Below are 6623 nucleotides of genomic sequence, written 5' to 3'. Positions count from 1 at the left end.
AGTCTCTTCCCTTCCCTGTTGAAGTACAGATGAAAATTCAAACGGAATCAAAGTCCATTACCAAGCCTGCCCTCAACCTCAAAAGACAGCAATTGAAAGAAGAACAAAAAGAACAACAAAGCACAGGCGATCGAAGTGATGTTTCTACTGTCACAAGTGCCACAATGATAAGGCATTTACAAGATGAAATAAAGAAAGAAGATGTGCACGTGATGAACTGGCTGTCTGTGATAGTCGTTCATGGAAAGACAAAAAAAGAATGTGTGGGGAAAGCAACGATTGTCAAAAGGCATTTAAAAGGCGCTGGCATTACATGCCGGCTTCCGGTGGCTGATCAACTAAACCTTTTTTATAAAATGCTTCCTGGTGAAAAGTTAGATATAACCGATAAGAACTGGATTCAAAAAACGACACAAGATGGAGTTGCAGAAGGTCTTTTCGCTGTTAACTCTGATATTGGTTCGAAAATTGGATTCTTTCTCGGTTGGGTTGATCGTTTTCAAGAGCACACAGACTTAGAAAGTGCCATTATGTCCAGCCGTGATTTTGTCTTATTCCATCCTTTCTTAGCGAATCAACAGTTAAAAGGTTCAAAGACACGTTCTCCCCACTGCTTAATCACAGGAGACACAGGAAACGGCAAGTCATATCTGGCAAAATTGATCTTTAACTATATCAGCATGTTAAACATCAAATCTCTGTATATAGACCCTAAAAAAGAAATGAGAAAGTGGATTCAAAGAGTCTTGAATGATGAGTACATTCGAGAGAATTTCCCCTTATATATTGCACATTTAGAGAAATACAACTATATCACGCTAGATCATGAAAATACGCACAACTGGGGAGCGCTTGATCCTGTTTCTTTCCTCCCTCCTATGAAAGCAAAAGAGCTAGTTCAAGTCATTTTTGAACAAGTATATGACTTTAAAGGGAAAGACGATGTGAACACAGCTTTCCTTCGTGCTACGTCAGAAGTAATTGAGTTGAAGCAAAAAGGCGAACAGGTCGGCTCACTTGATATTATTCGGAGGATGCAGAACCATCCGGAAGAAGCTGTACAAAAAGCTGGCGACTATTTAAATGAGGTTGTGTCAGATTCCATTTTGAAACTTTGTATTCATGATGGTTCAAACCCTGCATTGTCACTTGAAAAACGAATCACCATTTTAGAGGTTGAAAATATGGATTTGCCTGATCATGCTGAGCGACTTGAAAACTACACCATATCACAATTAAAGTCTAGTGCCGTCATGTTTGCGCTTGGTAAGTTCTGCGAACTATTCGGTATGAATCAAGATGAACAAACTGTTGAATTTATAGATGAAGCATGGATATTCACCACTTCCCAACAAGGAAAAAAAGTAGAAAGACAAATGCGCCGGATTGGTCGTTCATACAACAATGCGGAATACTTCATTTCCCAATCCACAAAAGACGCTTTGAAAGAAGAAGATTCCGGAAACTTCGGTGTTGCCTTTGCCTTTGACGAACCAAACGAACGTGAAGAAGTGTTGAAGTGGATGAATATGGAGGTCACAAAAGAAAACCAAAAAATGATGGAATCCATGTTCCAAGGTCAATGCTTATTTAAAGATTACTATGGCCGCACCTCCAAAATTTCGATTGAATGCCTATTCGAAGAATGGCAAGGTGCTCTGAAAACAGTTGAGAAAAAAGCCGTCGCATATGCGGAAGAAAAATATTTGTAAAAGGGGTTGAATCGTACATGGAAATAGCTTTCTTAAACTCTCTTGTTGTCACGAGTCCAGGCTTTTATAAAGCTGAAAAAATCACATTGGACGAAGTTAAACAATGGTTGAGACATTATGACGGACGATACAAAAGTTTTATTGGGCATAAATCAACGGCACAGTTTCTTCAAAAATTATTAGGCATCAAGATTGAACAAAACCGAAAGACTTTCAGACATATGAAATATCAAAAAGCCATCTGCTTCTCTTTGTATGAGCGATATCCCGAAAACGTACTGCTAACGCAGAGAGACTTAGAGAAAGCCAGATACCAATTTTATTTATTAACTCGGTTAGATTAGGAGGTGGTTGTAATGAAAAAGAAAAGAATTTTGATTGTGTCGGCTATTGTGTTGCTGTTTTTAACTGTTGCTTCAGCTGTAACAGTATTTTCGGCTGATGGAGATACAACGACGCAGCCAAAAATCGAAAAAGCTGGCGGCGTGGAATTGAAGGTGATGAGGTTTCCTATCTCACGCTATCAAGCGAATAATGAAGCATCTGACGATTTAATCAAGGGGGCGTTTGTTGGACTGACAAACGTCACTTTTTCTTTTGCAGGCAATATTGTCCGTGTGGTTGATGCGGGAATGGATATTTTGTATAACTTGCAACCGATTGACGAGTTCGCAAACTCCATTACAAACGTCTCTAAAACAGTTTATAAAACCCTGAAAAAGAATTTCGGTGAAGCCTTATTCATCCTCACGTGCGCCTATGTTGTCTACCTGTTCTGTGTGAGAGGTAGCGTAAAAGAAGCAATGCGACGGAGTATTCTATTTATTTGTGTCATGGTGATCGGCGGGCTTTGGATGTCAAACGCTGGTTATTACATGAAAGCGTTGAATGCCTTGTCTGTAGAAGCACAAGGAAAGCTTTTAACTGCGGGAAATGGATTGGTGGGCATTGTTCAAGATGAAGGGAATTTTGCTGACAGTTCTGCTATTGAAAAAGGAAAGGAAATGGAAGGCACAGTCGCAGTTATGCGTAATCTATACTTTGACATTGCTTTGATGAAGCCATTTCTAATCGTGAATTTTGGAGAAACAAGTGAAGCAAAAATTAATGAAAAAGGTGATTCGAAAGAGAAATTATCAAGGGTCGATAAATTGCTTTCATACAAGCTGTCAAAAGACGGAGAAAAAGAAAAACAGAAGCATATAAAGGATACTGAAATTGAAGAATATGAAAATGAGTCTATGACCTCTGGGAATGTTTTTAATCAACTCGGAGAATCTTTTATTGCTGTGGTCGCTTCTATTGTCATTGGGATACCATTTTTAGCATTAGCGTTCTTTAACTTCTTGCTCCAAATAATCGCTCTAGTGATTGTATTCTTTGTACCATTCGCTTTCATCTTAGCGTATGTTCCCCAATTAGCTTACTCGGGATTTGTCACCCTTGGACGCTTGGGGAGTGTTTACCTACTAAAAGCAATGTTAGGGGTTATCGTTCTGTTTGTGTACGTGACTTGTTTTATCGTTGACAAGTTAATACCGCCAAATGGTTTTGGAATGTATCTTTTAAATGTTGCTGTCCTTGCCTCAATCTTGTGGATTGGTTTTCACAAGAGGGATGCCATTATCAAGTTTGTGACTGCTGGAAAAGTTGTTTCAGTTGATAATAATATGATGGAAAATATGAGACAAAACATTGTTCAGCCTGCTTGGGAACAAGCAAAAAAAATAGGTGGAACATTGGGTAACGGTGGGGGCGTATTTACTGACTTTGCAAAGAATTTTAAGGGGAGAAAAGATGGTTCGAATGCTGATGGCGTAAATGGTGCTCCAAGTGGAAGTGGTGGTAATTCACCGAGTGGTGCTGCTATGGGGTATGATAATACTCATGCTATTTCAAGAACCCCGCAAAAAGAGACTGCTAACGGAATATCTAATCATAATAGCCGAAACTTAAAACGAAATCCTCAAACTCTGTCGAAAGAACAAGAGAAACAAAAAGAAGCATTTGCGAATGCAAAAGAAAATAAACAGCAATCCCATTTAGATAGATTGAGAAAAGACGGAATAAACTCTCCTATGCTGAAGGACGTTTTGCAAGAAGGTAATGAAGAGTTATCCAAAAGAGCGCCTATATTACAGGATAAAAAGGATGAATCAGCTAGAACAGATCAAAAAGAATATGTTGAACAGCTTCTTAAACAGCCCAATAACCAGCAACAAACTGATAATGCATCATTACAACATGAAGAAGAAACTGCTTCTGATCGAGCACCAGTCTTACAAGAGAGTGATAAAGACACAGAACGTACTGATCAAAAAGCGTATGTTTATGAAGAACAAAACCAGAATCCTGAAACAGATATGCAAAAAGATTTTGAAGTCCAGAAAGATGATTCTGTCTCAAAAAGTGAACCTGTAGCACAAGAGAGATTAGCAGACATCAAACGTTCAGACCAAAAAGTCATAACGAGTCAATCTGAACCACAGAATGGCTTTGAAAGCTCTCAACCTACAAAAGTAGAGAATCAACCTGTTGTCAATAATGAACGAAAAACCAGACCATCTGAACCCGCAAAAGTTCATTCAGATGGTATTCGTGCTGAGAAAAAACAGACGGATGCACCTGCTGAAAGTAAGACTGTTTTAAGAGAAAATCAGCCTTCATCACAAACGATTAAGCGAACTGAACAAAACGTAAATACATTTGAGCAAGTGTCTTTAAATGATATTAGAAGGCGCACCTCGTCAAAAGTTGAAGATCGACTGAGAAGGGATGAAAGAACAAGATGATAAGTAAAAAGGTAGTTCTTCCTTTGGTGTTCTCGGCTCCTTTTATCTTCTTTTTTGTTTTATGTATCGTAGTGGTTATGACGATTTCAAGGGAAAATCAAGTTGGAGACGATTTTATAGGCGGCGGGGATGGCGAATATGAAACGGTCGGTATTGCACCGGAAGTCGAACGATTTAGGGCTGTATTTGAGAAGTACGCACGTCAGGAAGGTGTTTTTGATCAAGTGAATATTATTATGGCGCTCACCATGCAAGAAAGTGGTGGGCGTTCTTTAGATATCATGCAAAGTTCCGAAAGTATCGGCTTACCTCCCAACTCCATAACTGACCCAGAACGTTCGATTGAAGTAGGCATTAAACATTTTAAGAAGGTTTTTAAACAGGCTGGCGGTGATGTTCGTTTAACCTTACAGGCATACAACTTTGGTTCTGGCTTTATAGACTATGTCAAAAAGAATGGCGGGAAATACACAAAGAAATTGGCACTTGATTTCAGCCGATTGCAAGCTTTTAAAATGGGCTGGAAAAGCTACGGTGACCCAAGTTATGTGGACCATGTCATGAGGTATGTGAAAGGCTCTGATAAAAATGTGAAGCCTGTGAATGGTTCTATGGATTTCTATGAAACGGTCATGAAAGAAGCTTTGAAATATGAAGGGCAACCGTATGCCTGGGGTGGTTCAAACCCGAAAACTGGATTTGATTGTTCGGGCCTTGTTCAGTGGTCTTTCGCCAAAGCCGGAATTACTCTTCCGAGAACAGCACAGGAACAACATGGGGCAACAAAGAAAATAAGTGAAAAAGAAGCGACTGCGGGTGACTTAGTGTTCTTTGGTGGCACATATGAAGGAAAAGCCATTACTCACGTCGGCATCTATGTAGGCAATGGCAGAATGTTTAATTCAAATGACAGTGGAATCGAATATTCTGATCTGAAATCAGGTTATTGGAGAGATCACCTTGTATCTTTTGGACGAATTAAATAACTAGGAGTGAAAACATGAAAACACATATTGCATGGACTTCGTCTTGTTTGTTATTAATATTGTTGACGGGATTTTTCACGAATGGACAGCAAACGTATAAGATTGAAAAGTTAAAGGATAAGAATGAAGTTTTGACAGAAAAAATTAAGGAATTGAACCATATAGAATCAACAAGCAGCGCTTCGGAAAACAAGGCATTTTTTGAAGCGTTTTTTAATTACTCGGACATAGATAAGCGATATGAGACAGTTAAGAAGCATACAACTGGAAAAGGATTTGACTATGCATTCCCTTCTCGCTCTGATCAAAAGCACACAGTCAGTGTGCAAAGTGAATTACTTTCTTTAGAGAGTTATTCAAAACCCCTAGATCAATCCCATGAATTGTTTTTGAACATTGTAGAAATCTCAACGACTGCAAATTCAGTTACTACGAATCAAGTGTTAATTGTTCAAACGACTATGAAAAAAGAAAAAGATGGTTGGTTAGTTGATAATGTGCAGGTTAAGGGAAATGGATAAAAGGTGGAAAAAATCGAAATGTTTGTTTATACTAAATATTGAAAAAGGAGGTAATGTTTATTTTGAAAAACCTTTTTATTTTCCTTAGTTTGATGATGATGTTCGTTTTAACTGCGTGCGGCGGCAATAAATATAATGATGCGATTGATGATGTAATCAATCAATATAAAGAATATAAAGGCGATGATACTAGAATAAATGTTTCGAGGGCTAATTCTATAGTTCGGGTTTACGATGGAGGAAAATATATTCAGTTCGCATTTTATATGCCTGATGATTCTTCTCGTGAATTAACTACTTTTAAATACTATGAAAAACTTGGAGACGAGTATAAAGAAATGAGCGACATGCCTGGAAATGGTGAAAATGATCGTCTTGGCTTATCAAAGAAAACACCTGACTATGAAGAAGCCAAAGGTAAAGAAACAAAGTTAGAGGAGTAAACCATGTGTTTGCTCCTCTTTTTTTCTGTTTATAAAAGGATTGCCATGATGATAGCGTCAAGTCGCAGAGTATCGCTCACGTCTGAAATCCAGTTACTATTATTTTAAATAGATAAGGTTAGTGACACCGTTTTATCTTCCGTAATTTCTATAAATAGGAAATTTGCCC

6 protein-coding genes are annotated in these 6623 nt (G+C 38.4%); all 6 read left to right on the top strand.

Annotated elements, in window-relative coordinates; translation table 11 throughout:
- Positions 1–1712 (top strand): VirB4-like ATPase ConE (gene conE / locus LJF29_RS19215; protein ID WP_229150153.1); only part of this gene is annotated, 1712 nt, incomplete at its 5' end.
- 17 nt (positions 1713–1729) lie between these two features.
- Positions 1730–2056, top strand: coding sequence for a YddF family protein (locus tag LJF29_RS19210; RefSeq protein ID WP_095292607.1), 327 nt, complete (start codon positions 1730–1732; stop codon positions 2054–2056).
- Between the two features lie 3 nt (positions 2057–2059).
- Entirely contained in the window at positions 2060–4504 is a 2445-nt protein-coding gene (locus LJF29_RS19205; protein WP_229150152.1) for a CD3337/EF1877 family mobilome membrane protein, read from the top strand.
- The gene (locus LJF29_RS19200; protein WP_032730587.1) at positions 4501–5490 is read left to right on the top strand and encodes a bifunctional lytic transglycosylase/C40 family peptidase; all 990 of its coding nucleotides are present in this window, start codon (positions 4501–4503) and stop codon (positions 5488–5490) included. The genes LJF29_RS19205 and LJF29_RS19200 overlap by 4 nt, the downstream gene beginning before the upstream one ends.
- Positions 5491–5504: 14 nt before the next feature.
- Positions 5505–6011, top strand: a complete 507-nt coding sequence (locus LJF29_RS19195) for a hypothetical protein (protein WP_072183611.1) — start codon at positions 5505–5507, stop codon at positions 6009–6011.
- A gap of 62 nt (positions 6012–6073) precedes the next feature.
- A complete protein-coding gene (locus LJF29_RS19190; protein ID WP_072183628.1) occupies positions 6074–6454 on the top strand; it encodes a cystatin-like fold lipoprotein in 381 nt (126 codons plus the stop codon).
- The last annotated feature ends 169 nt before the right edge of the window (positions 6455–6623 follow it).

Source organism: Bacillus sp. LBG-1-113 (assembly GCF_020708615.1).
Lineage (GTDB): Bacteria > Bacillota > Bacilli > Bacillales > Bacillaceae > Bacillus > Bacillus mojavensis.
This window is presented reverse-complemented; position numbering and strand designations above follow the sequence as displayed.

What these genes read in the sequence shown, in the direction of transcription:
- LJF29_RS19210 (WP_095292607.1), top strand. Translation starts at nt 1,730, where the DNA reads ATGGAAATAGCTTTCTTAAACTCTCTTGTTGTCACGAGTCCAGGCTTT.
- LJF29_RS19200 (WP_032730587.1), top strand. Translation starts at nt 4,501, where the DNA reads ATGATAAGTAAAAAGGTAGTTCTTCCTTTGGTGTTCTCGGCTCCTTTT.
- LJF29_RS19195 (WP_072183611.1), top strand. Translation starts at nt 5,505, where the DNA reads ATGAAAACACATATTGCATGGACTTCGTCTTGTTTGTTATTAATATTG.